This is a genomic window from Nocardioides sp. BGA-UO-ETr-FS32 (genome assembly GCF_059567905.1).
On record NZ_JCAQOX010000014.1, the window covers coordinates 447527 to 472969 of the forward strand.

Genomic DNA, 25443 nt, shown 5'->3' on the forward strand with positions numbered 1-25443 from the left:
GATGTGGCTCACGCACCGCTCAGCCGAGCTCCCAGGGCGCGGCGATCGGGAAGTACTGCTCCAGGAAGTCGTGGAGCAACCCGTCGGCGCGCTCCTCGTCGAAGGCGGCGAGCAGGTTGTCGGCGATGCAGAAGAAGTCGCGGTCGCGCTTGAGCATCTGCCGCAGCTGGACGGGCAGCTGCTGGTGGCCGAGGTCGACGTAGCCGTGGTGGGCGCGGGCTCGGAAGGCCTGCCCGGTGATCAGCCCGTAGCTCTGCGCGAACGACGAGAGCATCGACAGGTCCGTCTCCGAGCGGAACGGCGCGTGGGTGGTGCGCGAGACCTCGTCGGGGAAGCGGGCCGAGATCTCCTCGAGGGTCGTACGCCGCTGCGGGTGCGGGCTGTGCATCATCGTGTGGGTCAGCGTGACCCCGAAGGCGTCGGCCAGCACGCGGCGGTTGTTCTGCGCGGCGGAGAGGTAGGGGCGGTCGTCGGTGCCGGGCAGGCCGACGGCGCGGTGGTCGGCGACGAAGGCGGCGTACTGGCCGCCCGGCGAGAAGAAGTGCTCCTGGCGTCTCGGCCGCCCCAGGAAGACGTCGTCGTTGACGTAGACGAAGTGGTCGGCGAGGTCGGGCACGGCGTGCAGCCGGGTCTCGATCGCGTGCGAGCTGAAGGTCGGCAGCGCGGAGGCCGGCAGGATGTCGCGGTGGTCCACGACGCGTACGCGCTCGTGCGAGGTGTCGAGCCAGGCCGGCACCTGGCCCGCGGTCACGAGGTGGATGCGGCGCACCCACGGGGCGAAGAGGTGGATGCTGCGCATCGAGTAGCGCAGCTCGTCGCGGCTGCGGTAGCGCGAGGCACCGCCGGCCCGGGCGCTCGGGGTGCCGCCGAGCCCGGTGATCCGCTCGTCGCGGGCGGCCAGCCACGCCTCGTCGTCGCCGTCGACCCAGGTGTAGACGACGTCGACGTCGAAGCGGCAGTCGTCGAGCGTCGGCAGCGCCATCAGCTCGAGCGTGGGCACCTCGACGCCCTCGACGGTGGTCGTGGTGCGCGGCGTGCCGACCGGGACGCGGTCGCCCCAGCGGTTGGGTCCCGGCGCGAGCAGGTCGCCGTCGGGGGACTCCTCCCAGAACTGCACGCCCACCTCGACGCCCTCGCCGAGGACGCCGTCGTGGCCGCCGCGCATCGGCCACGGCTCGAGGAAGAGCGAGGCGGTGCGCGTGCGGGCCAGCTCGTCGGTCATCACCGCGACCGTGCCGCGGCGCTCGGGCCAGCCGCGCTCGGCCGGGTCGCGCACGGACAGCCACTCGGGGACGGCGCCCGACGCGAGGGCGGTCAGGAAGTCGACGCGTCGTGACGACGGCACCACGACCAGCGGGTGCGGGTCGAGACCGCGGGCGGGCACCACGAACCAGCCCTCGCCGGTCGCGGCGGCCGCGGTGGTGAGAGCGGTCAGCGAGGCCGTACGCGTCTGGGCGGGCGTCACGCCACGGGCGCCGTCGGTCTCGGGCAGGTCGCCGAGCGGTCCCGGACGCAGGCCGTGCAGCACGCGGCGCGGGGCGAGCGGGTCGGCGCGGCGGGCGATCGCCGTACGGAACGTGTCGACCCACTGACGGGCGAGGAGCTGCCCGTCCCAGCGCGTCGAGCGCTCGAGCGCGGCGGCGCCGAGGCGGGCGCGGAGGTCGTCGTCGGTGGCGATGCGCAGCATCGCGGCGGCCAGCGCGGCCTTGGACCCCGGCGGGACGAGGAGCCCGTCGACGTCGTGGGTGATGATCTCGCGCGGGCCGGACGGGCAGTCGTAGGACACCGGTGGCACGCCGGCCGACATCGCCTCCTGCAGGACCAGGGGGTAGCCCTCGCCGCGGGAGGCGAGCACGGCGACGCTGGCGCTCGCCCACTCGGCCGCCAGGTCGTCGGTCGAGCCGGGGAGGCGTACGCGGTCCTCGAGCCCGAGCTTGCGCACCTGCGCGGCCAGGTTGTCGGCCCGCGGTCCGTCGCCCCAGACCGTCAGGGTCCAGCCGGGCACCTGCTCGTGGATGCGCCAGAAGGCGTCGACGACGTGCTCGAACTGCTTCTCCGGCGCGAGCCGGCCGGCCGTCACGAAGGTCCGCTGGTCCAGCGGCGAGCGCGCCTGCGCGTGGGAGGGCAGCGGGTTGGGGATCACCTGGAGCTCGGGCGTCGCGCCGCCGAGGCGGCCCGCGAGCCACCGCGACATCGACTCGGTCAGGGACACCACGACGTCGGCCCGGGGCGCGAACTGGAGCAGGGCGCCTAGGTCGTTGACCCGGCTCGAGGAGGCGCGGTGCTCCTGGTGCACCAGCGCGACGTCGGCGGGGGCGTGCTGGGCGACGACGGCGAGCAGCTCGGGGGTGGTGGTGACGAGGACGTCGGCCTCGATCGCGCCGAGCGCCTCGCGCATCGTTGCGTCGGTCAACCCGTTGTAGAGGGCGTCCCAGCTGCGCGGCACGATCAGCGACTCGCGCTCGGCCAGCTCGGGCGCGTGGCTGCCGCGCACGGCGGCGGGCCGCTCGCCGCGCACGTCGACGAGGTAGGTGACCTCGAGCCCGTCGGCCAGCCCGTAGTGGGTCGAGGCGCCGCTGCGCGTGACGCTGAGGATGCGGACCCGGTGGCCCTCGTCCAGGGAGAGCAGCGCGTTGGCCTGCTCGATGCCCGAGCGGGCGGTGCCGCCCATGCCGTCGGCGTTGAACAGGACGAAGACGATGTCGAGCGGGCCGTCGCGGCGTGCGCGGCGCACCGCCGAGCGCACCTTCCCACCGAGCCTCTCGGTCAGTGCCACGTGGTCCTCAGTCCTCCTCGGTCAACGGTCCGCCGAACGGTCGGCACGATCCTAGGGGGAGGTGGTCCGGCCGATAGGGTGAGCCGCATGCCGACGTCCTCCACCCCGCTGGTCCTGGTGTCCGGTTCCGGCCGCAGCGGCACCAGCTCCCTCGCCGGCACCCTGAAGCGCCTCGGCCTCCACGTGCCGCAGCCCGAGGTCGAGGCGTCGGAGACCAACCCGCGCGGGTTCTACGAGCCGCAGTGGGTCATCGACTTCCACAAGCGCCACCTCAAGGAGCTCGCGCTCTTCAACATCGACAGCCGGCCCGCGGCGGTCGACATCGTCTCCCGCTACGTCGAGTCGGGGGTGCCGACCGCCGAGCTCCACGAGTGGCTCTCGGGCCAGCTCGACGAGCAGCAGGTCCGGGGGTCGCAGATCGTGGTCAAGGACCCGCACGCCTTCTGGTTCGCCCAGGTGTGGGAGGTCGTCAGCGCCGAGCTGGGGGCCGACCTGCGCTGGCTCACCGCGCTGCGCCACCCCGCCGAGGTCGTCGGCTCGCGCGACATCGCCTACCTCTCGAGCCAGTCCGACGACCTGCGGCTGACCAAGGAGACCTCCAACGTCGCCGGCTGGGTGCACGCCGCGCTGCTCACCGAGAAGGCCGGACGCGGTTCCAGGCGGTCGTTCGTGCGCTACGTCGACCTGCTGGCCGACTGGCGTACGGCCCTGGTGCCCGTCCAGCAGCAGCTCGAGCTCGAGCTCAACACCGACCTCTCGTCCCCTCCCTCTGAGCGTGAGCACCACTCCGTCGACGACTTCATCGAGCCGTCGATGCGCAAGTCGCAGCTCACCTGGGACGACGTCCGCACCCCCGACTGGCTGCGCGACATGGCCGAGGAGGTCTGGCAGCTGCTCGGCGCGCTGACCACCACCCCGCACGACCCCGGCACGCTGGCTGCGCTCGACCGCATCCACGCCGACTACAACGCCCGCTACGCCGACGCCGTCGCACTCACCTTCGACCACACCAAGGCCGAGTCGACCCTCGCCGCCCGCGAGGCGCGCGACGCCCAGCGCGCCACCGTGCAGCAGCTGCGCCGCGACCTGGCGCAGGTCCGGGCGGCCAAGGAGCCCGCCGTCGGCGGTCGTGAGGCGGCCGCGATCCTGCGGCGCGCGGTCGTACGCCGGGTCACCCGCCGCTAGCGGGCGACGGCTCAGAGCCCGCTGACGCCCTCGCCGGAGCCCGAGGCCTGCTCGTCGAAGTTCTCGTGCTCGATCAGGTGGAGCACCGGTACGCCGAGCTTGCGGCGCGCGCGGGAGGTCCAGTCGACGTGGAAGAACTCGGCGACGACGTGCGGGCGGGTCAGGATGATCGCCTCGCGTGCATCGACCGCGGTCACGAGCGCGGCGAGCGCCTCGACGGGCGGCTCGGAGGTGACCTTGCCGTGCGCGGTGCCGCCGGCCGCGGCGATCGCCTTGAGCGTCCGCTGGAGGTCGGAGGAGGAGTTCTCCTCGCACTCGCGGCGCAGCGCGTCGATGTCGACGTCGTTCATGGCCAGGGCGGGCGCAGCCATCAGGTCGCCGGCGCCGAGCGTGCCGAGCGAGGCCTCGATGCGGGCGGCAGCGTCCTCGAGGGGCAGCAGGACGTGGTAGACGACGTTGTCCTCGATCTCGCTGTGCAGCGAGCGCACCTGCTCGGCGTCGGCGGCCGTCAGGGCCTGCTCGACGAGGAGCACCACGTCGTAGGTGCCGCGGCCGTCGTGGATCGACTCGTCCGGGCTGCTGGGGGTGTTCTCGGTCATGACGCGCCTCCGGGTTCGGTGCTGAGGATTCTAGTGAGGTCGTAGCCCGCCGGCTCGTCGAGCTGGGCGTAGCCGCAGGACTCCGGGTCGCGGTCGGCGCGCCACCTCTTGAAGTGCGCAGTGTGCCGGAAGCGCCGACCTTCCATGTGGTCGTACTTCACCTCCAGCACCCGCTCGGGGCGCAGCGCGGTGAATCCGAGGTCCTTGCCCGCGCTCCACCGGCTCTGGGTGCCGGGGACGCGGTCGGGGTTGGCGGTGAGGAACTCGTTCCACCGACCCCACGGGTGGTCGGCGATGTCGCAGACCAGCGGCTGCAGCTCCTGCCACAGCTCGGCTCGCCGCTTGGCGGTGAAGCTGGCCGAGACGCCGATGTGCTGGAGCTCGCCCGTGTCGTCGTACAGGCCGAGGAGCAGCGATCCGATCAGCGGCTCCTCCGGTGTCGACGTCTTGTGCTCGCGGTAGCCGGCGAGGACGACGTCGGCGGTGCGCTCGTGCTTGATCTTGAGCATGGTGCGCTTGTTGGGCTCGTAGGGCGCCCCCAGCGGCTTGGCGACGACCCCGTCGAGGCCCGCGCCCTCGAACTCCTCGAACCAGCGCTCGGCCTCGGCCGGGTCCTCGGTGGTGCGTGTCAGGAAGCAGGGGCCGGTGCCGTCGAGGTGGCCGAGGGCCTCGACGAGCGCGGCGCGACGCTCGGAGAAGGGCCGGGCGAGGTAGGACTCGTCGCCGAGCGCCAGCAGGTCGAAGGCCACGAAGCCGGCAGGCGTCTCGATCGCGAGCTTGTCCACGCGGCTGGCGGCCGGGTGGATGCGCTCCTGCAGCGTCTCGAACTCGAGCCGCCAGCCGTCGGGCCCCTGGAGGCCGACGAAGATCTCGCCGTCGAGCACGACGCGGTCGGGGAGCTGCTCACGGCAGGCCTCGACGACCTCGGGGAAGTAGCGGGTCAGCGGCTTGGTGTTGCGGCTGGCGAGCTCGACCTCGTCGCCGTCCTTGAAGACCAGGCAGCGGAAACCGTCCCACTTGGGCTCGAAGCTGAAGGCACCGTGCTTCGCCGGGTCGGGCACCCCGTTGACGCTCTTGGCCAGCATCGGCTGCACGGGCGGCATCACGGGGAGTTCCACGTGATCGAGCCTAGTGCGGATGGACTCGCGGCGAGGTCAGTCCTCGCCGCGCAGGGAGAACGACCGCAGCCGGTCGCCGGCGAACCACACCCCGACGACGGTCACGACGAGGCTGGCGACGACGGCGTAGCCGAGGGCGGCCGGGTCGGGCAGCGCGCCGGAGATCTCGTGGCCGATGCGCAGGCCCCACTGGCCGATGCTCAGCCAGGCGACGCCGGTGAAGAGGTTGCCGAGCAGGCCCTCCCACATCAGCACGAACATCAGCGACGCGATCACCGCGTGACGGGTGACTGCCGAGATCGCGATGAAGAGCGCGGAGTACGCCGTACCGGCGACGGCGGCGGCGGCGAACAGGGCGAGCGCCCGCTCGCTGTCGCCGGTGATCAGCGCGGCCGCGAGGATCGGCAGGGCGCCGGCCACCAGCGTCGCACCGAGGGCCACGAGCCACTTGCTGACGGCCACGCCGTAGCGGTTCACCGGCTTGGACAGCAGGTAGACGATCGAGCCGTCGTCGACCTCGGGACCGAGCACCGACGAGGCCGCGAGGATGGCGACCAGCGGCAGCACGAGCGGGTAGCCCAGGTTGGGCAGGATCCCGTACGCCGCGTCGCCGTCGGTCAGTGCCGTCACCAGTGCGACGAGGCCGATCAGCAGGGCGGGGAAGGCCAGCAGCAGGTAGAAGCGGCGGCGGCCGAGCAGCGCCTGCAGGGCCAGCTTGGCAATGGTCAGGTTGATCATCGGGCCACCAGGTAGGCGAACACGCTCTCCAGCGACTCGTCGCTGGGGGAGAGCTCGAACAGGGTCACGTCGTGCTGCCGGGCGAGGCCGGGGAGGCTGACGGCGAAGCTGCCCAGGTCGCCGACCTGGACGTCGAGCCCGTCGGTGCGCAGGCTGACCGCGCGCACGGACTCCTCGGCCATCAGCGCCGCGGCGAGGCCGCGGTCGTCGCTGGACTGGATGGCGTAGCGCACCGGGCGGTCGGTCATCAGACGACGGATTGCACCGAAGTCGCCGGACGCCGCGTGCCGCCCGGAGACGACCACCTCGATGTGGCGGGCGAGCCGCTCGACCTCCTCCAGGATGTGGGAGCTGAACAGGACCGTGCGGCCCTCGTCGCCGAGACGCCGCAGCAGGTCCATCAGGTGCATCCGCTGGCGCGGGTCGACGCCGTTGAACGGCTCGTCGAGCAGCAGCACGGCCGGGTCGTGGACGAGGGCGGCGGCGATCTTCACGCGCTGGCGCATGCCCTTGGAGTAGGTGTCGAGGCGGCGGCCGGCCGGCTCGACCATGTCGACGACCTCGAGGATCCGCTCGGTGGCCGCGGCGGCGTCCGGGATCCGGTGCAGGTCGGCGTTGGCCCGCACGAACTGCCGGCCGGTGAGGTAGCCGAAGCTGAGCTCGCGCTCGGGCACGAGGCCGACCTGGCGGTAGGTCTCGGTGTTGCGCCACACCGGCTTGCCGTCGAGCGTGACGTGCCCGGCGGACGGGGCGAGGAAGCCCGACATCATCGCCATCAGCGTCGTCTTGCCGGCGCCGTTGGGGCCGAGCAGGCCGGTGACCCCGGGGCCGATGGACAGCGACACGTCGTTGACGGCGACGACGTTGCCGAACCAGCGCGAGGCCGAGTCGAGGACGAGGGTGCTCATCGCGACCCCACCTTCCGGAAGCGGGCGACCAGACCGAGGAGGCAGCCACCGGCGATCAGCGCCGCCACGATCACGTAGGCCGGGACCCAGGCGCCGTCGACCGGGACGGGGGTCTCGACACCGGCGTCCCACGCGTTGGCGAGGCCGGTGTAGAGCGACCAGGGTGAGGCCAGCCCCACGCCGGTCGAGACCGACTCGCTGTCGCCCTCGAACCAGGCGATGTTCTGCATGACCGTCACGACACCGGTGAGCACGATCAGCGCCATCACCGACCCGACGACGGCGAAGCCGCGCCGCAGCGACACCGACGAGATCAGCCCGCTGACGCCGGCGACGAGCAGCGCGAGGAGGACCTGGAGGGCCACCGCCTTGAGCATGCTCGTGGCCTGGTCGCTCTTGTCGAGCCCGGCCAGCATCGCGCCGGCGAACAGCACGACCGTGGGGACGGCAGTGAAGAGGAAGACCGCGACCGTCAGCGAGAGCCACCGCACCAGAGCGAACACCGGCGCCGCCAGCGGCCGTGCCAGGTAGAGCACGATCGAGCGGTGGCGCAGGTCGCGCGAGAAGAGCACGGGCGCCTGGGCGGCGGCGAAGAGGCTGACCAGCAGCTGCGTCTGGTTGGTGTAGTCGGCGTAGGACACCGGCAGCTCGTCGAGGCCGGTGAGGACCACGACGCCGACGACGATCGCGGCGGGCAGCAGCGACATGGCCAGCAGCAGGAAGGGCATGACCTTCGACTTGCCCGACCGGCCCAGTCCGTACGCGTGGCGCAGGCCGGTCGCGAAGAGCGTACGGGCGATGGCGCCCGAGCCCTCGCGCACGCCGTCGAAGCGGCGGTAGCCGAGGTCGTGGATGACGCCGCGGGAGAGGTCAGGCACGGGTGCCTCCTTCGAGGAAGACGTCCTCGAGGTGGCGTCGGTCCGGCTGGAGGCGCATCAGGCCCAGGCCCAGCTCGGCGGCCACGTCGCGGATCAGGTCGTGGGCGGCGCCACCCTCGGCGAGCTCCGGCGGGGGTGGGTCGATGGCGACCATCGCCCCGCGCGGGCGGCACGACAGGCCGCGCTGGGCGAGCGCCTCGCCGAGGCGGTCGCGCTCGGTCTCGGTGCCGACGACCTCGACGAGGAGGCTGCCGGTGCGCTGCGTGAACTCGCCGGTCGCGCTGCTGCGGAGCAGGTGCCCGCCGTCGAGCACGATGACGTGGTCGCTGACCTGCTCGAGCTCGCCGAGCATGTGGGAGGTGACGAGGACCGCGATGCCGAACTCGCTGCCGATCCGCTCGACCAGGCGCAGCATGTCGGTGCGGGCGGCCGGGTCGAGGCCGTTGGTCGGCTCGTCGAGGAACACCAGGCGCGGGTCGTGCGCGAGGGCCTGGGCGAGCTTGGCGCGCTGCTTCATGCCGGTCGAGTAGCCGCCCATCGGGCGGTAGCGCTCCTCGTCGAGGCCCACGTGGCGCAGCACGTCGGCCGAGCGCTCGCGGGCCGCCGACGCCCCGAGGCCCGACATGCGCGCCATGTGCACGACGAAGTCGCTCGCGCTGACGTCGGGCGGCAGGCAGTCGTGCTCGGGCATGTAGCCCACCAGCCGGCGGATCTCCTGGCCCTGGTGCTCGATGTCGTGGCCGAGCACGCTGGCCTGGCCGCCGGTGGGCTCCAGCAGGCCGAGCAGGATCTTGATGAGCGTCGACTTGCCCGCGCCGTTGGCGCCGACCAGGCCCGTCACGCCGTCGCCGACGTCGACCGTGAGGTCGGTCAGCGCGTGCACCGTCCCGTAGTGCTTGGTGAGGCCCGCGGTCGAGATGACCGGCGGGCGTCCCATGAGTTCCCCCGTCACCCGCCTCACGCTAGCGGGCACGGCCCCGCCTCGGCATCAGGGATCGCCCCGATCGACGTGGAGGTGTGGTGAAGATCGGCTCAGCCGCCGAAGCGTCCGTTCGCGCTCCACGCCACGCACGCCACCTGCCACCTCGTCTCGTCGGTGCCCAGGTCACGGATCCGGCTGCTGCCGCCGTCCAGGTAGGGGCGCAGCTCCACGTCCGAGTCCGCCGGCAGCGCCTCCACGTAAGCCTCGAAGTGCTCGCGGCACTCGCCCTCGGCCTCGTCGACGGCCTCGCGGGCCGCCTCGTCGCCGTCGCTGCCGTAGGTGCTGAAGTTGTCGGTCCACACCACCTCGGAGTCGTGGGGATCCGCGCAGTCGAGGACCGTCACGTCCTGGCTCGCGTCGTAGGTCGGACCGACGTCGAAGCAGTCGCCGGTGTCGAGCTGGTGGACGCGCGAGCGCTCGCCCACCTCGGTGGAGCTGATCGGGTTCTCGCCGGAGACCTCGGTGCTGACGATGACGAACCCTGCCAGGGCGACCGCCACCCCGAAGAACGCCAGTGACGCCACGACGGGACCCTTCATCCCGCCATGCAACACCCCGGTGGCCCGGCTGTCCTCACACTTGGGGCGGGACGTCATGGGACTCGGCGGTTCGGACCGCCGGTTCTCATGACGTCCGCCAGCAGCCCTAGGCTTGGGCACCTATCCCCGGTTGGTCTGCCGGACCTTCGGCAGCCCCGCCCGAGGCGGGCCCTAGGCTTGGGCACCTATCCCCGGTTGGTCTGCCGGTAGGGCCCGCCTGACTTTGAATCAGGACTAGCGACGTAGGTTCGACTCCTACCCGGGGAGCCACTCGGTAGCGTCGAGCCATGACCGTCTCCGAGCTCGTCGGCGTCTACGACGCGGACGGCGGCCTGCTGGGCGAGGCGGCGTACGTCTGGGGCAGGCTGCGGGGCACCCGGCACTGCGGGCTGTGCGAAATCACGCACTCCACGGTGCGTCGCAAGGGCGAGTGGGACCGGATGGCGGCGGGACTGCCCGTCCCCGTGCGCCTGCTGCACCTCAACGAGCTCGACGACGACCTGGCCGCCGCCGTCGCGGCGGCGCGGGCGCCGGTGGTGCTGGCGCGCGAGGACGACGGTTGGCGCGAGCTGGTCGGAGCGGCCGAGCTCGACGAGATGGCAGGCTCGGTCACCGCCTTCGAGGCCGCCGTACGTGCACGTCTCGCCGGGGGATCGCCGTGACGGCATGGGCGCCGACCCTGGCCTGGTGCGCGCTCGTCGTGGTCTTCGCCGCGCTGTCGAACGTCTGGAACGGCCACGACCCGGGCTGGTACGCCTCGCTGGCGCGGCCGTCCTTCCAGCCGCCCGACGTCGTCTTCGGTGTGATGTGGCCGCTCAACTTCCTGCTGCTGCTCGTCGTCGGGCTGACCGCCGTACGCACCGCGCCGACCGGAGCCGCGTGGGCCGCCACCGGCGTGCTCGCCGTCTCGGTGGCGCTGGCGCTCGGCTGGGCATGGCTGTTCTACGTCCCGCACAGCCTGTTCCCGGCCGCTGCGGCCCTGGCCGGAGCGGCGCTGCTGACCTGGGTGCTGGTCGTGGTGGTGGCGCGGTTCGAGCCGTGGGGCGGCCTCGCGCTGGTGCCGTACGCCCTGTGGCTGTCGGTGGCGACGGCGCTGTCGGTCGCCTACGCGCGCCTGAACTGACCAGGTCCGTGGGCCCGGCCGGGAGCGGGACCTAGGACCCTGTCGGGCGCTCCGCGCTCTGGCGAGACTCGGAGGGAGACCCGAGGAGATCGCCATGAGTCCCGCGAGAGCCCCCCGCCCACCGTCACCCGAGCCCGTGCAGGTCGTGGTCGAGGACGTCCACGACCTCGAGGAGCGCGTCAGTGACGCCGCACGGAGGGCCAGGGCCCGCCACCGCGCGGTGGAGCTCGTCGAGCCGTTCGTGGAGGAGTGCGACCACGCGGCGCGGGCGGAGCTGATCCGCCGCATGGACACCGCGCTGGAAGTCGCCCGCCGGGCCGCGCCCGGGGTCGAGATCCGGGTGGGCCCCCATGTCGGCGTGCCGCGACCGCGTGGTGCGTCGTGACCGGCCTGGTCGAGGTCCAGGGGGCCCCGGTCGCGCTGGAGCGGCTGGCCTCGCTGCTGCCGCCGGAGCGGGTGGAGCGGATCGAGGTGTACGCCGCCGAGGCCCGACGGCTCCTCGCCGGGCGTACGGTCTGGAACGTCAGCTCGACCGCACGCGGAGGCGGCGTGGCGGAGATGCTGCACACCCTCGTCGCCTATGCGGCCGGGACCGGGATCGACATCCGCTGGCTCGTCATCGGCGGGGACCCGGACTTCTTCACGGTGACCAAGCGCATCCACAACCGGCTGCACGGCGTCCCCGGCGACGGCGGTGCGCTCGACGCCGCGGCCCGGGCGACGTACGACGCCACGCAGGCGCGCCACGTCGACGAGCTCGTCGACCTCGTGCAGCCCGGCGACGTCGTCCTCCTGCACGACCCGCAGACCGCGGGCCTCGCCGCGGCGCTGCGGGAGCGGGGGGCCTGGGTCGTGTGGCGCTGCCACGTGGGCCTCGACGAGACCAACCAGTGGACGCAGGAGGCGTGGGGGTTCCTGGAGGACCTGGTCCTTCCTGCTCACGCCTGCGTCTTCTCGCGTGAGGAGTTCGCCCCCGACTGGGTCGACCGGCGGTGGCTGCGGATCATCCCGCCGTCCCTCGACCCGTTCAGCCCCAAGAACGCCGAGATGGCGCCGGCGGAGGTCGAGGCGCTCGTGCATCGCCCCGGGCTCGTGGTCGAGGGGCTGCCGCTGCCCACCGACGCCCCTCTGGTGCTGCAGGTCAGCCGCTGGGACCGGCTCAAGGACATGGCCGGCGTGCTGGAGGGCTTCGCCGGGCACCTCGACGAGCTCCCTCCCGACGTCCACCTCGTGCTCGCCGGGCCGGAGACGAACGGGGTGGCCGACGACCCCGAGGCCAGCGAGGTGCTCGCCGAGTGCCGCGAGCGCTGGCGCTCGCTCCCGGAGCCGGCTCGCGCACGGACCCACCTCCTCTCGGTGCCGATGGACGACCCCGATGCCAACGCGCGGACCGTCAACGCCCTCCAGCGCCGCGCGACCGTCGTCGTGCAGAAGAGCCTCGCCGAGGGGTTCGGCCTCACCGTCACGGAGCCGATGTGGAAGTCCCGACCCGTGGTCGCCTCGGCAGTCGGGGGCATCCGCGACCAGGTCGAGCACGGTGTCAGTGGCCTCCTGCTCGACGACCCGCGCGACGGTGCCCAGCTGGCGGCCGCGCTGACCTCCCTCCTCGGCGACGAGGACCGGCGTCGCGAGCTGGGACGCGCTGCCCACCTGCGCGTGCGCGACCACTACCTCGCCGACCGGCACCTCATCCAGTACGTCGACCTGTTCGCGCAGCTGCTCGCTGCCGGCGAGGCCTAGCCGGGCTCACGGCTGCCCCGTCGCCGAGCGGTATCCGTCGAGCGCGGTCGGCAACGTCGGGAAGATGTGCTCGGCGCCGATGCGGTCCAGCAGGCCGCTCGGCTCGAGGGCCTCTCGCTGCTCCTGCTTGAGGCGGGCCAGTGCCAGCACGACGCCCTCGGCCTCGAGCTCCGCACGGAGCGTCTCGAGGGCCTGCGCACCGGTGAAGTCGACCTCGCCGATGGCCTCGGTGTTGAGCAGGACCCACCGCGGGGCGTACGCCGCCACGGCCTCCCGCACGCGGGTGAGGAAGTTGTCGGCGTTGGCGAAGAAGAGGGGCGCGTCGTAGCGGTAGACGAGCAGGCCGGGCACCGGGACGGCGTCGGCGTAGTCGTCGATGTCGTGCATGCCCGCCAGGTCCGGGACGATCCCCTCGATCGCGTCGTGCGGCCGGGCCACCCGGCGGATCACGTCGACGAGCGAGAGGCTGATGGCGACCACCACCCCCTGGAGCACGCCGAGGACGAGGACGCCCGCGGTCGTGGCGAGCGCGATGAGCAGCTCGGTGCGCCGGTAGCGCGCGATCCGGGCGAACTCCGCGACGTCGATGAGCCTCAGGCCGGCGTAGACGACGACGGCGGCCAGCGCGGCGTCGGGAAAACGGGCCAGGATCGGCCGCAGCGCCACGACCAGGACGAGGGCGGCACCCAGCGTCGACAGCCCCGCCCAGCGGGACCGACCGCCCACGGCGTCGACGATCGCCGTACGGCTGCCGGAGCTGCTCACCGGGAAGCCGTGCACCACGCCGGCGGCGACGTTGGCGGCGCCCAGCGCGAGGAGCTCCCGCCGGGCGTCGATCCGATCGCCGTGCCGGTCGCCGAAGGCGCGGGCGGTGAGGACGTTGTCGGTGAAGCCGACCACGGCGACGGCCAGGGCGGTCGTCAGCAGCGCCCACGACCCGAGCAACGACACCGGCGGCAGGCCGAGCGAGGGCAGCGCGAAGGGGAGCGCGCCGACGACGGCCACACCGTCGTCGGACAGCCCGGCCACCGCGACGGCGAGGGTCGCCACGAGCATGCCGACGAGCGGGACCGGTCCCGTCGGCCACCACCATGCCCCGGCCAGGAGCAGCAGCAGCGTGCCCAGGCACACCGCGAGGGTGGGCCCGTGGACCGCCGACGGGTGCTGGACCAGCCACCACGTCTGGCCCAGCACGCCGCCGCCGTCGGGGACCTCGGCGCCGCTCCCGCGTGCCGTCTGCGACAGGACCATGAGACCCGCGATCCCGGCCATGTAGCCCACGAGCACCGGTTTGGAGAGCAGGTCGGCGAGGAAGGCGAGCCCACCGATCCACGCGAGCAGGCACACGGCACCGACGGCGAGGGCGAGCATCGCCGCGGTGTCCTGCGCGGAGGCGCCCGGCACGGCGAGGGTCGCGAGGGCGGCTCCGGTCATCAGGGCCGTGGTCGACTCCGGCCCCACCGAGAGCTGGGGCGAGGAACCGACGACGAAGTAGACCGCGAGGGCGACGAAGGCCGCCCAGAGACCGGCGGCGGGTGGCACGCGGGCCAGGCCGGAGTAGGCCAGGACCTGCGGCACGAGGTAGGCCGCGACCGTGATGCCTGCGACGACGTCGCCGCGCAGGGCGCCACGCTCCGGTCGGCGGAGGGTGGCCGACCACGACATCGCGACCTCCCTCGTGAGCGGTCCCCGCGCGGGACCGCCTCAGGGTCAGTCGATCCTAGGGCGGGGCGGGCCCGCTAGGGCACTTCGTCCCGTCGTCGGCCGCCGGCGCCGACGCGGGCCAGGAAGGCCCGGTAGTCGGCAGCGCTGCGCCCGGGTGCCTCCAGCATCGGCATGTGGCCGATGCCCGGGTAGAGCACCGTACGGGCTCCCTCGATGCCGTCCGCCCACGTCCGCGCCGTGCTGGGGTGCACGAGCCGGTCCTCCTCGCCCCACATGACCAGGGTGGGGGCGGTGATCTCGCCGAGTCGGTCGTCCAGGGTCGCGACGCCGTAGAAGTCGGCGAAGATCTCGGCGAGCTGCTCGCGGCGGGCGACGTAGTCGGCGGCGACCGCGGCCCTCAGCACGCCCGGCAGGAAGGGCGGGCGCGCCATCGTCATGGCATAGAAGTCGGGGAAGTCGGCGACGCTGTCGAGCAGGAACGGGTTGCGTCCCTGGCGGATGAGCAGCTCGGCCTCGCTCGGCTCGGGCGACGCGACGCCCACCGCGTCGCTGAGCAGCAGCGAGCGGACCCGCTCGGGGTGCTCGACGGCGAGGGTCGCGGCGACGAAGCCGCCCATGGAGTTGCCCGCGACGTGGGCGGCGCCGATGCCGAGGCGCTCGAGGAGCGTGGCGACGCGCGCCGCCTGCGCCGGGGCCGAGTGGTTCGCGCCGGTGGTGAAGCCGGTCGCGCCGTGCCCGGCCAGCTCGGGCACGACGACGCGGTGGTCGCGCAGCAGGTGGCGGGCGAAGCGGACCCACACCACCCGGTCGGCGGAGTAGCCGTGGACCAGCACGACCGCCGGGGCGTCGACCGGCCCGCCCTCGAGGAGCGCGACGGAGCAGTCCCCGACGTCGACGCGACGCTCGCGCAGGCCGTACGCCCGCGCCTCCGCGGCGGTCGCGGCGGCGTACGCACGGCCGGCGAGCGCCGTACGCCGGCTCGCGCCGGCGACCTTGTCGAGGAGGTCCTTCATGCTGGCGTCCCTTCGGAGGCGATGACGTGGTGCTCGGGTCGGAAGCGCCGCGTGAGGCGGCGGAAGGAGAAGGAGAAACCCGGGAACATCGCGATCACGCGGCCCGAGCGGGACTGGTACCACGACGTGCAGCCGCCGTCGTGCCACACGGTCTTCTCCATCTCGCGGTGGATGGTGGTGGTGTAGGCGTCCTCGGCCTCGGCGCGCACCTCGATGCTCGCCGCGTCCGCGTCGAGCACTGCGGCGATCGCCCGCAGGAGGTACTCCATCTGCGACTCGATGACGAAGATCGCGCTGGTGTGGCCGATGCCGGTGTTGGGGCCGGTGACGACGAAGAAGTTGGGGAAGCCGGGCACGGTCGTGCCGAGGTAGGCGCGCGGGAACTCGTGCCAGAAGTCGGCGAGCCGCGCGCCGTCACGGCCGCGCACCTCGTAGGGGATCAGCCCGTCGGTGGCGTCGTAGCCGGTGGAGAAGACGACCACGTCGAGGTCGAGGTGCTCGCCCGATCCGGTGACGATGCCGGTCGCGTCGAAGCGGGCGATGCCGTCGTGGCGGTCGTGCAGGGTCGTGTTGGGCGCCGACAGCGCGGGATAGAGGGTGTCGGACAGGATGATCCGCTTGCAGCCGATCGTGTAGTCCGGCGTGACCTTGGCGCGCAGCTCTGGGTCGGGCACCTGGACCTCGAGGTGGCGGAGGGCCTCGCGCTGCGCGACCCGCTTGAGCAGCCGGCGGCTGTGCTTGAAGCCGACGACCCGGGTCTCGAGCTTCCAGTAGATGGCGGTGCGCAGGGCCCGCTGCACGGGGCGCAACCTCAGCAGCCGCTGCTGGAGCGGGGTGAAGACGCGGTCCGGGCGGGGGAGCACCCAGTGGGGGCTGCGCTGGAAGACGTGCAGCTCGGCGACGTCGGGCTGGATCGCCGGGATGACCTGCGCGGCGCTGGCGCCCGACCCGACGACCGCGACCCGCTTGCCGGCGAGGTCGACCTCGTGGTCCCAGCCGTTGGTGTGGAAGGTGCGCCCCTCGAAGTCGTCGAGGCCGGCGAACGGCGGCACGACCGGGGTGCTCAGCGGTCCCGAGGCGTTGACGACGAAGCGCGCGCGGTGGACCGTGCCGTCGGCGGTCCGTACGCACCACGCCTCGCCGTCCCACTCCGCGGCCACGACCTCGGCTCCGAGGACGGTGCGCTCGCGCAGGCGGTGCTTGTCGATCACGTGCTCGGTGTAGGCGCGCAGCTCGGCCTGCTCGGCGTACATCCGGGTCCAGGGGTAGGGCTCGGAGGCGATGGAGTAGAGCGGCGAGGGCACGTCGACGGCGGCGCCGGGGTAGGAGTTCTGGCACCACGTGCCGCCCATGAAGTCGCGGCGCTCGAGGATGCGGACGTCGGTGATCCCGCGGCGCAGCAGGTTGATCGCCGTCACCTGGCCGCCGAAGCCGCTGCCGATGACGAGGACGGTCGTGGTCTCCACCCCCGCAGGCTAAAGTGATGACGGTTGATTCCGCATCGAGGGGTGACGCAGGTCACGTCCCGGAGGCAGGCCGGGCCAGGGCGGTCGCGGCGCCGGCGAGGAACTGAGACAGCGACTCGGTGACGACCGCGCGCTCGGTGGCGAAGCCCGTGATCGACCACGTCACGATGGCGTTGCTCACCGCCCCGACGGCGGCGCTGGCCATCAGCTCGCGGGCGGCGTCGGGGAGGGCAGCGGTGTCGTCGCGGTCGGCGAGCACGTCGAGCATCAGGTGGCCGAAGCGCTGCATCCGGGCGAGGTACGTCGACTCGACGCGGGCGCTGACGCCCAGCACCTCGAACCACACCACCCGCGCCAGCCGCGGGTCGCCCTCGACGAGGGTGAGGAAGGCGTCGAGGCCGCGGCGGGCCAGGTCGCCCACCTCGCCCTCGCGGTCGCCGAGCGCCTCGAGCGCGGCCTGCTCCAGGCGAGCGGTGCCCTCGTCGTAGACCGCGACCAGCAGGTCCTCGGTCGAGTCGAACTGCTCGTAGAAGTGGCGGTCGCTGATCCGGGCCTCGCGGCAGAGCAGCCGTACGGTCGTCGCGCGGTAGCCGGCGGTGCCGAAGAGCTCCAGCCCCGCGTCGAGCAGCTGGCGGCGCCGACGCTCGAGGCGGTCGCTCGCCGACTCCCCGGCATAGGTGCGCCCGCTCACGGCGTCATTCGACCACAGGGCGGATCCGGGCAGCGGCCTCAGGCGACCGAACCCGCCGCGTCGGCCCGCCACGCCGCGGCACCGGGGCCGCGTAGGGGATGGAGCTCCCCAAGAAGGGGTATCCACGCGGGAAGCCCACCGCCGGTCGGCGCGCACCCGACGACACTCGGGACGTGCAGGCGTCAGCGGAAGCAGGGTCGTGGGGCAAGCGGATGCGTGAGCGGGTGGTCGACTCGCCGGGCAGTCTCGGCGGGCGGGCGCGCATGCGTCGTTGGGAGGTCTTTGCAGGCCTCTTCCCAGACATCGAGCACCTGCGGGTGGTGGACCTGGGGGGCACGGTCGAGTCGTGGCGTCGGGCGCCGGTGCACCCGCGTGAGGTGGTGGTCGTCAACCTCCTGGAGCCGGGGGACCCGGGCACGCCGAACCGCGTCCCCGTCCTCGGGGACGCGTGCCGGGCGCGTGCGGTGCTGCTCGACCACGGGGTCGACCCGGCGTTCGACCTGGTCTTCTCGAACTCGTTGCTGGAGCACGTCGGGGGGCACGCGAACCGGTCAGCGCTGGCCGCCGAGGTGCGGGCCCTCGCGCCCCGGCACTGGGTGCAGACGCCGTACCGGTTCTTCCCGGTCGAGCCGCACTGGGTGTTCCCGATGATGCAGTTCCTGCCGGTCGCCGCCCGCACCACGGTGGCGAGGCGGTGGCCCCTGGTGCACACCCGCGCGGCGAGCGACGCCGAGGCCCTGGCCGACGTGCAGTGGACCGAGCTGATCGGCATGACCGAGCTGCGCAGCTACTTCCCCGAGTCGCAGGTCCTCAAGGAACGTATGGGCGGGCTGGTGAAGTCGATCGTCGCGGTGAAGACGCTGTGACGCCCCTGGGGCGGTGACCGTTCAACAACGTGCCCGTCGTTGGCTGGTCCGGGACCGGCGGTGACACACTGCGCCCATGGACAACCTCACCGTCATCGTCCTCGCCGCAGGCGGCGGCACCCGCATGAAGTCGAAGACCATGAAGGTGCTGCACCCCATCGCCGGGCGCTCCATGATCGGCCACGTGCTCCGTGCCGTGCAGGCCGTGGAGCCGACCCGGGTGGTCGCGGTCGTGGGGCACCAGCGCGAGCAGGTGGGGCCACACATCACCGAGCAGCTGCCGTCCGCCGTGCTGGCCGTCCAGGAGCAGCAGCAGGGCACCGGCCACGCCGTACGCATCGCGATGGAGGCCTCGGGCACCACCACCGGCACCGTCCTCGTCGCCGCCGGTGACACCCCGCTGCTGGACGGCGAGTCGCTGCGGGTCTTCGCCGAGGAGCACGAGGCGGCCCAGCGGGCGGTGAGCATCCTGAGCGGCCGGGTGGCCGACCCGTTCGGCTACGGCCGCATCGTGCGCAACCACGAGGGCGACGTCGAGGCGATCGTGGAGGAGAAGGACGCCACGCCCGAGCAGCGCGAGATCGCCGAGATCAGCTCCGGCATCCTGGCCTTCGACGCCGAGTTCCTGGTGTCGGCGCTGGAGCGGATCACCAACGACAACGCCAAGGGCGAGTACTACCTCACCGACGCCGTCGGCCTCGCGCGCGAGGACGGGCTCACGGTCGGGGCGCACGTGATCGACGACGTCGAGCAGACCGAGGGCGCCAACGACCGCGTCCAGCTCGCCGAGCTCGGCCGCAAGCTCAACCAGCGCATCGTCACACGCTGGATGCGAGAGGGCGTCACGGTCATGGACCCGGCGACGACCTGGATCGAGGCCGACGTGGTGATCGAGCCGGACGCCACGATCCTGCCCGGCACCCAGCTCCTCGGCGCGACCGTCGTCCACGAGGACGCGGTGATCGGCCCCGACACCACGCTGAAGGACTGCGAGATCGGCGCCGGCGCGCGGGTCGTACGCACCCACGCCGAGCTCGCCGTGATCGGCGACCGGGCGTCGGTGGGGCCGTTCGCGTACCTCCGCCCGGGCAGCCAGCTCGGCGTCGGCGGCAAGATCGGCACCTTCGTGGAGACCAAGAACTCCTCCATCGGCGACGGCGCCAAGGTGCCGCACCTGTCCTACGTCGGTGACGCGGAGATCGGCGAGGGCACCAACATCGGCGCCGGGACGATCTTCGCCAACTACGACGGCATCGCCAAGCACCGCACCGTCATCGGCCGCCACGTCCGGACCGGCTCCAACAACACCTTCGTCGCCCCCGTCGAGGTCGGCGACGGTGCGGGCACCGCCGGCGGCGCGACCGTACGCCGCAACGTGCCGGCCGGCGCGCTCGCCGTCAGCAGCAGCCCGCAGCGCAACCTCGAGGGCTGGACCGAGTCGCGGCGGCCCGGCACGGCGCAGGCCGAAGCCGCGCGAACGGCTCGTGAACAGCAGGAGAAGACCGACCAGTGACCCCGGGGTTGGTGGTGGCTGGGATGTGGGCCAGACTGCTGTCCAGCACCTCCGAACGAGCCTTCCCCCCGAGGCCGACCAGGACAGCGAGGAGTCGCGTCGCGTGAGCGGAATGAAGCGGACCACCGAGAAGAACCTCATGGTCTTCAGCGGCCGGGCCTACCCCGACCTCGCCACCGAGGTCGCCGATCTCCTCGAGTGCGGGCTCGTCCCCCAGGACGCGCGGGCGTTCGCCAACGGCGAGCTCTACGTGCGTTACGAGGAGTCCGTGCGCGGCTGTGACGCCTTCGTGATCCAGAGCCACACCGCTCCGATCAACGAGTGGATCATGGAGCACCTGATCATGGTCGACGCGCTCAAGCGCGCCTCGGCGAAGCGGATCACCGTCGTCATGCCGTTCTACGGATATGCCCGCCAGGACAAGAAGCACCGCGGCCGTGAGCCGATCTCCGCCCGGCTGGTCGCCGACCTCTTCAAGACCGCCGGTGCCGACCGGCTCATCACCGTCGACCTGCACGCCGACCAGATCCAGGGCTTCTTCGACGGTCCCGTCGACCACCTGATGGCGCTGCCGATCCTCACCGACTACGTCAAGGAGAAGTACGGCGACCAGCAGCTCGCCGTGGTCTCCCCGGACGCCGGCCGGATCAAGGTCGCCGAGCGCTGGTCGGCCCGCCTCGGTGGCGTGCCGCTGGCCTTCATCCACAAGACCCGCCGCATCGACGTGGCCAACGAGGTCGTCGCCAACCGCGTCGTCGGCGAGGTCAAGGGCAAGATCTGCATCCTGACCGACGACATGGTCGACACCGGCGGCACGATCGTGAAGGCCGCCGAGGCGTGCATGGCCGACGGTGCGGCCGGCGTGATCATCGCCGCGACGCACCCGATCCTGTCGGACCCGGCCGTCGACCGGCTCAAGAACTCCTCCGCCATGGAGGTCGTGGTCACCAACACGCTGCCGGTCCCGCCGGAGAAGCAGTTCGACAAGCTCACGACGCTCTCGATCGCGCCGCTCATCGCCCGCGCGATCCGCGAGGTCTTCGAGGACGGCTCGGTGACCTCGATGTTCGACGGTCACGCCTGAGCCGGGAGCAGCTCCGTCCCCTCGCCGCTGAGTCCCTCAGCGACGCGCCCCCGGCCCATGCACACCATCAGCAGCTCCTGCATGGGTCCGGTGAGCGTCGGTCCGCGTCCGCGCGACCAGTCGATGTCGGTGGCGACCATCCGGGTGCCCTTCACCACCGCACGCGACCCTGACAGGAACGCGAGCGTCCGGCTCCGGTCGGCCGCTACGGCCGCGGCCTCGGGTGCCATCTCGTGCCTCAGGCCCAACGGTCGGAGGATGTCCTGGTGGTGCACCAGGGCATCGATGAGAGGCTCGACAGGGGTCGTGGTGGGCACCTTGCGGGTGGAGTGGTCGTAGGTCTGGAAGTCGGCGAGGATCGACTCCCTGGTCGATCGCTCACCCAGCCGTTTGACCTCCCGGAAGATCATCGCGTTGTAGCCGTGGCCGAGGTTGCGGGCGACCATCGCCGGCATCTGCGCCCAGCCGATCTGCGGGTGGGCGATGACGTGGGCGGCGACGTCCTTGACGGTCCAGCCCTCGCACAGTGAGGGCTGCTCCCACTGCTCGGCGTCGAGGCCGGCGAGCGTCGCGGCGAGGGAGCGTCGCTCCTCGTGGATGTGCTGCCAGATCGTGACCTTGTCCATCGCCTGCGCTCCGCGGTAGTCAGAGAGTCGTACTATATGGTCAGCCTGGCTGACCAATACTGTCAAGGGAGAGGTCCGTGCAGCTGCCCACCGCGCTCCTCATGTTCATCGTCCACCGGCACGCCGAGGCGCGCATCATGGCCCACCTGGCCGAGCACGGCTTCGAGGTCACGGTCGCCCAGGGCCGGATCGCCGCGCGGGTCGACGAGGACGGCAGCCGGCTCACCCACCTGGCGGAGTCCGCGCAGGTGACCAAGCAGACCGCGGGCTTCCTCGTCGACCAGCTCGAGAAGGCCGGCTACGTCGAGCGGGTGCCCGATCCCACCGACGCCCGGGCCCGGCTGATCCGCATCTCCCAGCGGGGCAAGGAGGCCCAGGCGTGTGCGCGCGAGATGGAGCAGCGGCTCGACGCGGAGTTCGAGGCCCACCTGGGTCCGCGGCGGATGCGCGAGCTGAGGCGGTCGCTGGAGTCCCTGCGCGAGATCACCGACCCCTACGCCTGAGGCAGGGTGCGCTGGAGGTCGTCGAGGGAGTCGTTCCACGAACGGGCGAGCACGGTCGGGACGTCCCCATCCAGCGCGGCGGCGACGGTGTCGCGCAGCTCCAGGCGGGACTCCACGCTGAGTGGGAGGCTCGGGAACGCGTCGCCGATCACGTCGCCCATGCCCTGGCCCGAGCGCCGGGCGAGGTCGAGGCCGTCGGTGACGTAGCGGGTGAGGTAGGGGCGGACCAGGTCGGCCTGCTCCCACCCCCAGAACCCGGCGGCGACGGCGTCGAACTCGTGGTTGCCCAGCTCGCCGCCCATCAGGCGGTCCCAGGCCTCGGCCTTGGCCTCGGGCGTGGGTACGGAGGCCCGCGCCGTGAGTGCGGCGTGGTGCCCCGCGACGGACCTGTCGCGCTCGGTCTCCGCGTCGACGTGCGCCGGGTCGCCCAGCTCGGCGAGGCGGTGCACCGCGGCCCAGCGCACGCCCTGGTCGACGTCGTCGCCCTGCTCGAGCCACTCGACGAGGAAGGTCCGGTCGGCGCTCAGCCGGGCCAGCGCCCGGGACGCGCCGGGCGCCAGGTCGCGGGCGCCGCCGTCCACGGCGTGCCGGGCCAGGTCGGTGACCACGGCCAGGTGTCCGGCCACGTCCTCGGGCGCGGCGTAGCGCCGGGTGACGGACTGCAGCGCCTTCATCACGCCCTCGAAGACCAACGGGTGGGTCTCGGGTCGCAGGTGCCGGTCGGCGAGGTCGACGAGGTCACCGACCTCGATCACCTGCGCCTCGCACAGGTCCACAGCCGTCCACCACAGCATCGCCCGGGTCAGCTGCGACTCGACCGACGACAACCCGGCCGTGATCGCGGCCCACGACTGCTCGTCGGGCCGGATCACCGCGAAGGTCTCGTCACCGGAGTTGGGCACCACGACCCGGCCGGCGAACTCCTCGAGCCGCACCGGCTCGTCACCGAGGTGCACGTCGCGGGAGCCGACGAGCCGCATGTCGTCGTCGTAGGCCGACACGGTGAGGCGGTGCGGCCGCGAGCCCTCGCGGGTGAGGACGGGCACGCCGGAGTCGTCGCGGGTCACGCGCAGCGTGTCGAAGCCGGTCGTGCGCAGCCACGCCGCCGCCCACGCGCGTACGTCGTGGTCGCTGGCCGAGTCGAGCGAGTCGAGGAACGCGGCGAGGTCGGCGTTGCCGAAGGCGTGCGCGGTGAGGTGCTTGTTGACGCCGGCGAGGAAGTCCTCCTCGCCGAGCCAGTGCCCGAGCTGCGCCAGCGCGGCGTTGCCCTTGGCGTAGGTGATCATGTCGAAGTTGGCGAAGGCCGTGTCGACGTCGACGATCTTGTCGGTGTCCTCGGCGATCGGGTGCGTCGAGCGGCGCCGGTCGGCGCGGTAGCCCGCAGGCTTGCGGGTGATGGCGGCCGAGGTCCAGGCGTCGGTGTAGCCCGCGGCCGTCCCCGCCACGTCGTAGCCCATGAAGTCGGCGAACGACTCGTTGAGCCACGAGTCCTCCCACCACTTCATCGTCACCAGGTCGCCGAACCACATGTGCGCCATCTCGTGCGCGATCGTCGAGGCCATCCACTGGCGCTCGAGCTCGGTCGGGGTGCCCTTCATCAGCGCCTGGTCGCGGTAGACGACGCACCCGGGGAACTCCATCGCGCCCCAGTTGAGCCCGGGTGCGAAGACCTGCTGGTAGTCGGCGTAGGGGTACTCCGGCTCGAAGACGGTCGTGTAGTGCTGGAAGCACGTGCTGGTGATGCGCCGGAGCTCGTCGGCGAAGCGCCGGAGGTCGAGCTCCTGCGATGCCCGCGCGTGCCAGCCGAAGGGCAGCGTGCCGCCGGGAGCCGGGGCGTACGGCTCGTCCCACGTCACCGACACCCACGGCCCGCCGACGAGGGTGAAGAGGTAGGACGAGAACGGCGGCGTGGTCTCGAAGGTCCAGGTGTCGTGGGTGGTGTCGCCGTCGGCCCCCGAGGACCGGTCGGCGAGCCGGCCGTTGGCGAGGACGGTCCAGTGCGACGGCGCCGTGACGGTCACGTCGAAGGTCGACTTGATGTCGGGCTGGTCGAAGCAGGGGATGATCTTCTGCGTGATGTCCATCGAGGTGTGCGCGCAGACGTAGCGCTCGCCGTCGGCCGGGTCGACGGTGACCGTCATCCCGTCGCCGTCGGTGACGTAGGGCATCCGCGCGGCGACCCGGACCGTGTTGGTCGCGGCCAGGTCCTGGAGCGGGATTCGCCCCTCGGCGTACGACACCGGCCGGCCGTCGAGCGTGACCTCGGTGGCGCCGTCGAGCTCGAGGAAGGTCGAGGCGCCGGGCCGGGTGCAGCCGAAGGAGATCGTCGCCTCGACGCCGAAGTCCTCGGTGGAGGTGAGGTCGAGGTGGGCCTGGGTGCGGACGTCGGTCACAAGGGTGGCGCGCTCGCGCGCCTCGGGGAGCATCAGGGGCACCCGGCAACCCTAGGGGTCCCGCCCAGGCGACGGCATCCGGGATTCGACCGCGCCCGGGGGCGGGGTCTAGAGTTCACGGGTTGCCTCGGCGAGGGAGCCCGTACGACCAGGACTCCGTGATCGACTGGGCCGGTCCGCACTGTTGCGCCGCGCTCACGATCCGGAGCGCGGCGTTCGTCGTCTCCGGCCTCGAGGCCCCCGAACCTCACCCCGATCCCGACCAGGAGAAGAAGATGTCTGCCCCCGAGAAGATCACCACCGAGGCCCGCACCGAGTTCGGCAAGGGTGCCGCGCGCCGCATCCGCCGCGAGGACAAGATCCCCGCCGTCATCTACGGCCACGGCAACGACCCGATCCACGTGATCCTGCCCGGCCACCAGACGATGATGGCGCTCAAGCACGGCGGCGCCAACGCGCTCCTCGCGCTCGACATCGAGGGCTCCGAGCAGCTCGCCCTGACCAAGGACGTGCAGGTCGACCCGATCCGCCGCGTCATCGAGCACGTCGACTTCGTCGCCGTCCGCCGCGGCGAGAAGGTCACCGTCGACGTCCCCGTCCACGTGACCGGCGACGCCGCCCCCGACACACTGGTCGTCACCGAGAACGCCGTCGTGTCCGTCGAGGCCGAGGCCACCCACATCCCCGAGTTCTTCGAGGTCTCCGTCCAGGACGCCCCGATCGGCACCCAGATCCACGCCAAGGACCTCGACCTCCCGTCGGGCACCACGCTGCTCGCCGACGAGGAGCTGCTCATCGTCAACGTGACCGAGCAGATCTCCGCCGAGGCCCTCGAGGCCGAGCTGGAGGAGGCCGAGGCCGAGGCCGGCATCGAGCACGACGCCCCCGAGGCCGAGGCCGAGTCCGAGGCCGCCGAGGGCGACGAGGCCCCCGCCGAGGACGCCGGCGAGGGCTCCGACTCCGAGTGATCCCTGCTGAGCCGGCGCGTCCGTCCACCCTGGGTGGGCGGGTGCGCCGGTTCGTCGCATCCCTGGGGC

24 protein-coding genes and 1 tRNA gene are annotated in these 25443 nt (G+C 72.5%); 11 read left to right on the forward strand and 14 right to left on the reverse strand.

The annotated features are described in order from the left end of the window. Window positions 1-19: 19 nt before the first annotated feature. On the reverse strand, window positions 20-2776 hold the full coding sequence (locus tag AC57BS_RS12015; RefSeq protein WP_496411677.1) for a stealth conserved region 3 domain-containing protein: 2757 nt from the start codon (window positions 2774-2776) through the stop codon (window positions 20-22). Between the two features lie 87 nt (window positions 2777-2863). Between AC57BS_RS12015 and AC57BS_RS12020 the strand changes: the two genes are divergently transcribed. Beyond that, complete coding sequence (locus tag AC57BS_RS12020; protein WP_496411678.1) at window positions 2864-3961, forward strand: sulfotransferase family protein; 1098 nt, start codon at window positions 2864-2866, stop codon at window positions 3959-3961. Window positions 3962-3972: 11 nt separating this feature from the next. On the opposite strand, the gene AC57BS_RS12025 is transcribed toward AC57BS_RS12020, so the two are convergent. The 7 genes from AC57BS_RS12025 to AC57BS_RS12055 form a co-directional block, all read right to left on the reverse strand. Further along, window positions 3973-4560: a hypothetical protein gene (locus AC57BS_RS12025; protein WP_496411679.1), complete on the reverse strand. Its 588-nt coding sequence runs from the start codon at window positions 4558-4560 to the stop codon at window positions 3973-3975. Then, the gene (locus tag AC57BS_RS12030) at window positions 4557-5678 is read right to left on the reverse strand and encodes an ATP-dependent DNA ligase (RefSeq protein WP_496411680.1); all 1122 of its coding nucleotides are present in this window, start codon (window positions 5676-5678) and stop codon (window positions 4557-4559) included. Before AC57BS_RS12030 ends, AC57BS_RS12025 begins: the two co-directional genes overlap by 4 nt. Window positions 5679-5714: 36 nt before the next feature. Continuing rightward, window positions 5715-6416: an ABC transporter permease gene (locus tag AC57BS_RS12035; RefSeq protein ID WP_496411681.1), complete on the reverse strand. Its 702-nt coding sequence runs from the start codon at window positions 6414-6416 to the stop codon at window positions 5715-5717. After that, entirely contained in the window at window positions 6413-7324 is a 912-nt protein-coding gene (locus tag AC57BS_RS12040; RefSeq protein ID WP_496411682.1) for an ABC transporter ATP-binding protein, read from the reverse strand. The genes AC57BS_RS12035 and AC57BS_RS12040 overlap by 4 nt, the downstream gene beginning before the upstream one ends. Further along, complete coding sequence (locus AC57BS_RS12045) at window positions 7321-8202, reverse strand: ABC transporter permease (RefSeq protein WP_496411683.1); 882 nt, start codon at window positions 8200-8202, stop codon at window positions 7321-7323. The genes AC57BS_RS12040 and AC57BS_RS12045 overlap by 4 nt, the downstream gene beginning before the upstream one ends. Further along, window positions 8195-9154 (reverse strand): ABC transporter ATP-binding protein, encoded by a 960-nt coding sequence (locus AC57BS_RS12050; RefSeq protein ID WP_496411684.1) that lies wholly within the window; start codon window positions 9152-9154, stop codon window positions 8195-8197. The genes AC57BS_RS12045 and AC57BS_RS12050 overlap by 8 nt, the downstream gene beginning before the upstream one ends. An 80-nt stretch (window positions 9155-9234) precedes the next feature. Next, complete coding sequence (locus AC57BS_RS12055) at window positions 9235-9723, reverse strand: hypothetical protein (RefSeq protein WP_496411685.1); 489 nt, start codon at window positions 9721-9723, stop codon at window positions 9235-9237. Between the two features lie 188 nt (window positions 9724-9911). Here AC57BS_RS12055 and AC57BS_RS12060 point away from each other — a divergent pair. From AC57BS_RS12060 to AC57BS_RS12080, 5 genes are all read left to right on the forward strand, one after another. Continuing rightward, a tRNA-Gln gene (locus AC57BS_RS12060) sits at window positions 9912-9993 on the forward strand. Between the two features lie 17 nt (window positions 9994-10010). Continuing rightward, window positions 10011-10385, forward strand: coding sequence for a hypothetical protein (locus tag AC57BS_RS12065; RefSeq protein WP_496411686.1), 375 nt, complete (start codon window positions 10011-10013; stop codon window positions 10383-10385). Then, window positions 10382-10846: a TspO/MBR family protein gene (locus AC57BS_RS12070; protein WP_496411687.1), complete on the forward strand. Its 465-nt coding sequence runs from the start codon at window positions 10382-10384 to the stop codon at window positions 10844-10846. Before AC57BS_RS12065 ends, AC57BS_RS12070 begins: the two co-directional genes overlap by 4 nt. 94 nt (window positions 10847-10940) lie before the next feature. Further along, a complete protein-coding gene (locus tag AC57BS_RS12075) occupies window positions 10941-11231 on the forward strand; it encodes a hypothetical protein (RefSeq protein ID WP_496411688.1) in 291 nt (96 codons plus the stop codon). Next, window positions 11228-12586 carry a glycosyltransferase gene (locus AC57BS_RS12080; protein ID WP_496411689.1) on the forward strand — a complete coding sequence of 453 codons (1359 nt, stop codon included), beginning with the start codon at window positions 11228-11230 and terminating at the stop codon, window positions 12584-12586. Before AC57BS_RS12075 ends, AC57BS_RS12080 begins: the two co-directional genes overlap by 4 nt. A gap of 6 nt (window positions 12587-12592) precedes the next feature. Here AC57BS_RS12080 and AC57BS_RS12085 read toward each other — a convergent pair whose 3' ends face one another. The 4 genes from AC57BS_RS12085 to AC57BS_RS12100 form a co-directional block, all read right to left on the reverse strand. Next, on the reverse strand, window positions 12593-14251 hold the full coding sequence (locus tag AC57BS_RS12085; RefSeq protein WP_496411690.1) for a SulP family inorganic anion transporter: 1659 nt from the start codon (window positions 14249-14251) through the stop codon (window positions 12593-12595). A 74-nt stretch (window positions 14252-14325) separates the two neighbouring features. Next, entirely contained in the window at window positions 14326-15264 is a 939-nt protein-coding gene (locus tag AC57BS_RS12090; RefSeq protein ID WP_496411691.1) for an alpha/beta fold hydrolase, read from the reverse strand. Beyond that, the gene (locus AC57BS_RS12095; RefSeq protein WP_496411692.1) at window positions 15261-16730 is read right to left on the reverse strand and encodes a flavin-containing monooxygenase; all 1470 of its coding nucleotides are present in this window, start codon (window positions 16728-16730) and stop codon (window positions 15261-15263) included. Before AC57BS_RS12095 ends, AC57BS_RS12090 begins: the two co-directional genes overlap by 4 nt. Window positions 16731-16782: 52 nt before the next feature. Next, on the reverse strand, window positions 16783-17421 hold the full coding sequence (locus tag AC57BS_RS12100) for a TetR/AcrR family transcriptional regulator (protein ID WP_496411693.1): 639 nt from the start codon (window positions 17419-17421) through the stop codon (window positions 16783-16785). Window positions 17422-17594: 173 nt separating this feature from the next. Between AC57BS_RS12100 and AC57BS_RS12105 the strand changes: the two genes are divergently transcribed. From AC57BS_RS12105 to AC57BS_RS12115, 3 genes are all read left to right on the forward strand, one after another. Next, entirely contained in the window at window positions 17595-18287 is a 693-nt protein-coding gene (locus AC57BS_RS12105; protein WP_496411694.1) for a class I SAM-dependent methyltransferase, read from the forward strand. A gap of 76 nt (window positions 18288-18363) precedes the next feature. Next, window positions 18364-19800, forward strand: coding sequence for a bifunctional UDP-N-acetylglucosamine diphosphorylase/glucosamine-1-phosphate N-acetyltransferase GlmU (glmU, locus tag AC57BS_RS12110; RefSeq protein WP_496411695.1), 1437 nt, complete (start codon window positions 18364-18366; stop codon window positions 19798-19800). 112 nt (window positions 19801-19912) lie between these two features. Then, the gene (locus AC57BS_RS12115) at window positions 19913-20884 is read left to right on the forward strand and encodes a ribose-phosphate diphosphokinase (protein WP_129456356.1); all 972 of its coding nucleotides are present in this window, start codon (window positions 19913-19915) and stop codon (window positions 20882-20884) included. Here the strand turns inward: AC57BS_RS12115 and AC57BS_RS12120 are convergent. Next, window positions 20875-21510 carry a maleylpyruvate isomerase family mycothiol-dependent enzyme gene (locus AC57BS_RS12120; protein ID WP_496411696.1) on the reverse strand — a complete coding sequence of 212 codons (636 nt, stop codon included), beginning with the start codon at window positions 21508-21510 and terminating at the stop codon, window positions 20875-20877. The genes AC57BS_RS12115 and AC57BS_RS12120 overlap by 10 nt on opposite strands. 77 nt (window positions 21511-21587) lie before the next feature. Between AC57BS_RS12120 and AC57BS_RS12125 the strand changes: the two genes are divergently transcribed. Further along, entirely contained in the window at window positions 21588-22013 is a 426-nt protein-coding gene (locus AC57BS_RS12125) for a MarR family winged helix-turn-helix transcriptional regulator (protein WP_496411697.1), read from the forward strand. Here AC57BS_RS12125 and pepN read toward each other — a convergent pair. Continuing rightward, complete coding sequence (pepN, locus tag AC57BS_RS12130) at window positions 22004-24439, reverse strand: aminopeptidase N (protein WP_496411980.1); 2436 nt, start codon at window positions 24437-24439, stop codon at window positions 22004-22006. The two genes, AC57BS_RS12125 and pepN, sit on opposite strands and share 10 nt — an antisense overlap. A gap of 89 nt (window positions 24440-24528) precedes the next feature. On the opposite strand from pepN, the gene AC57BS_RS12135 reads away from it, so the two are divergent. After that, window positions 24529-25374: a 50S ribosomal protein L25/general stress protein Ctc gene (locus AC57BS_RS12135; protein ID WP_496411698.1), complete on the forward strand. Its 846-nt coding sequence runs from the start codon at window positions 24529-24531 to the stop codon at window positions 25372-25374. Window positions 25375-25443 lie beyond the last annotated feature (69 nt).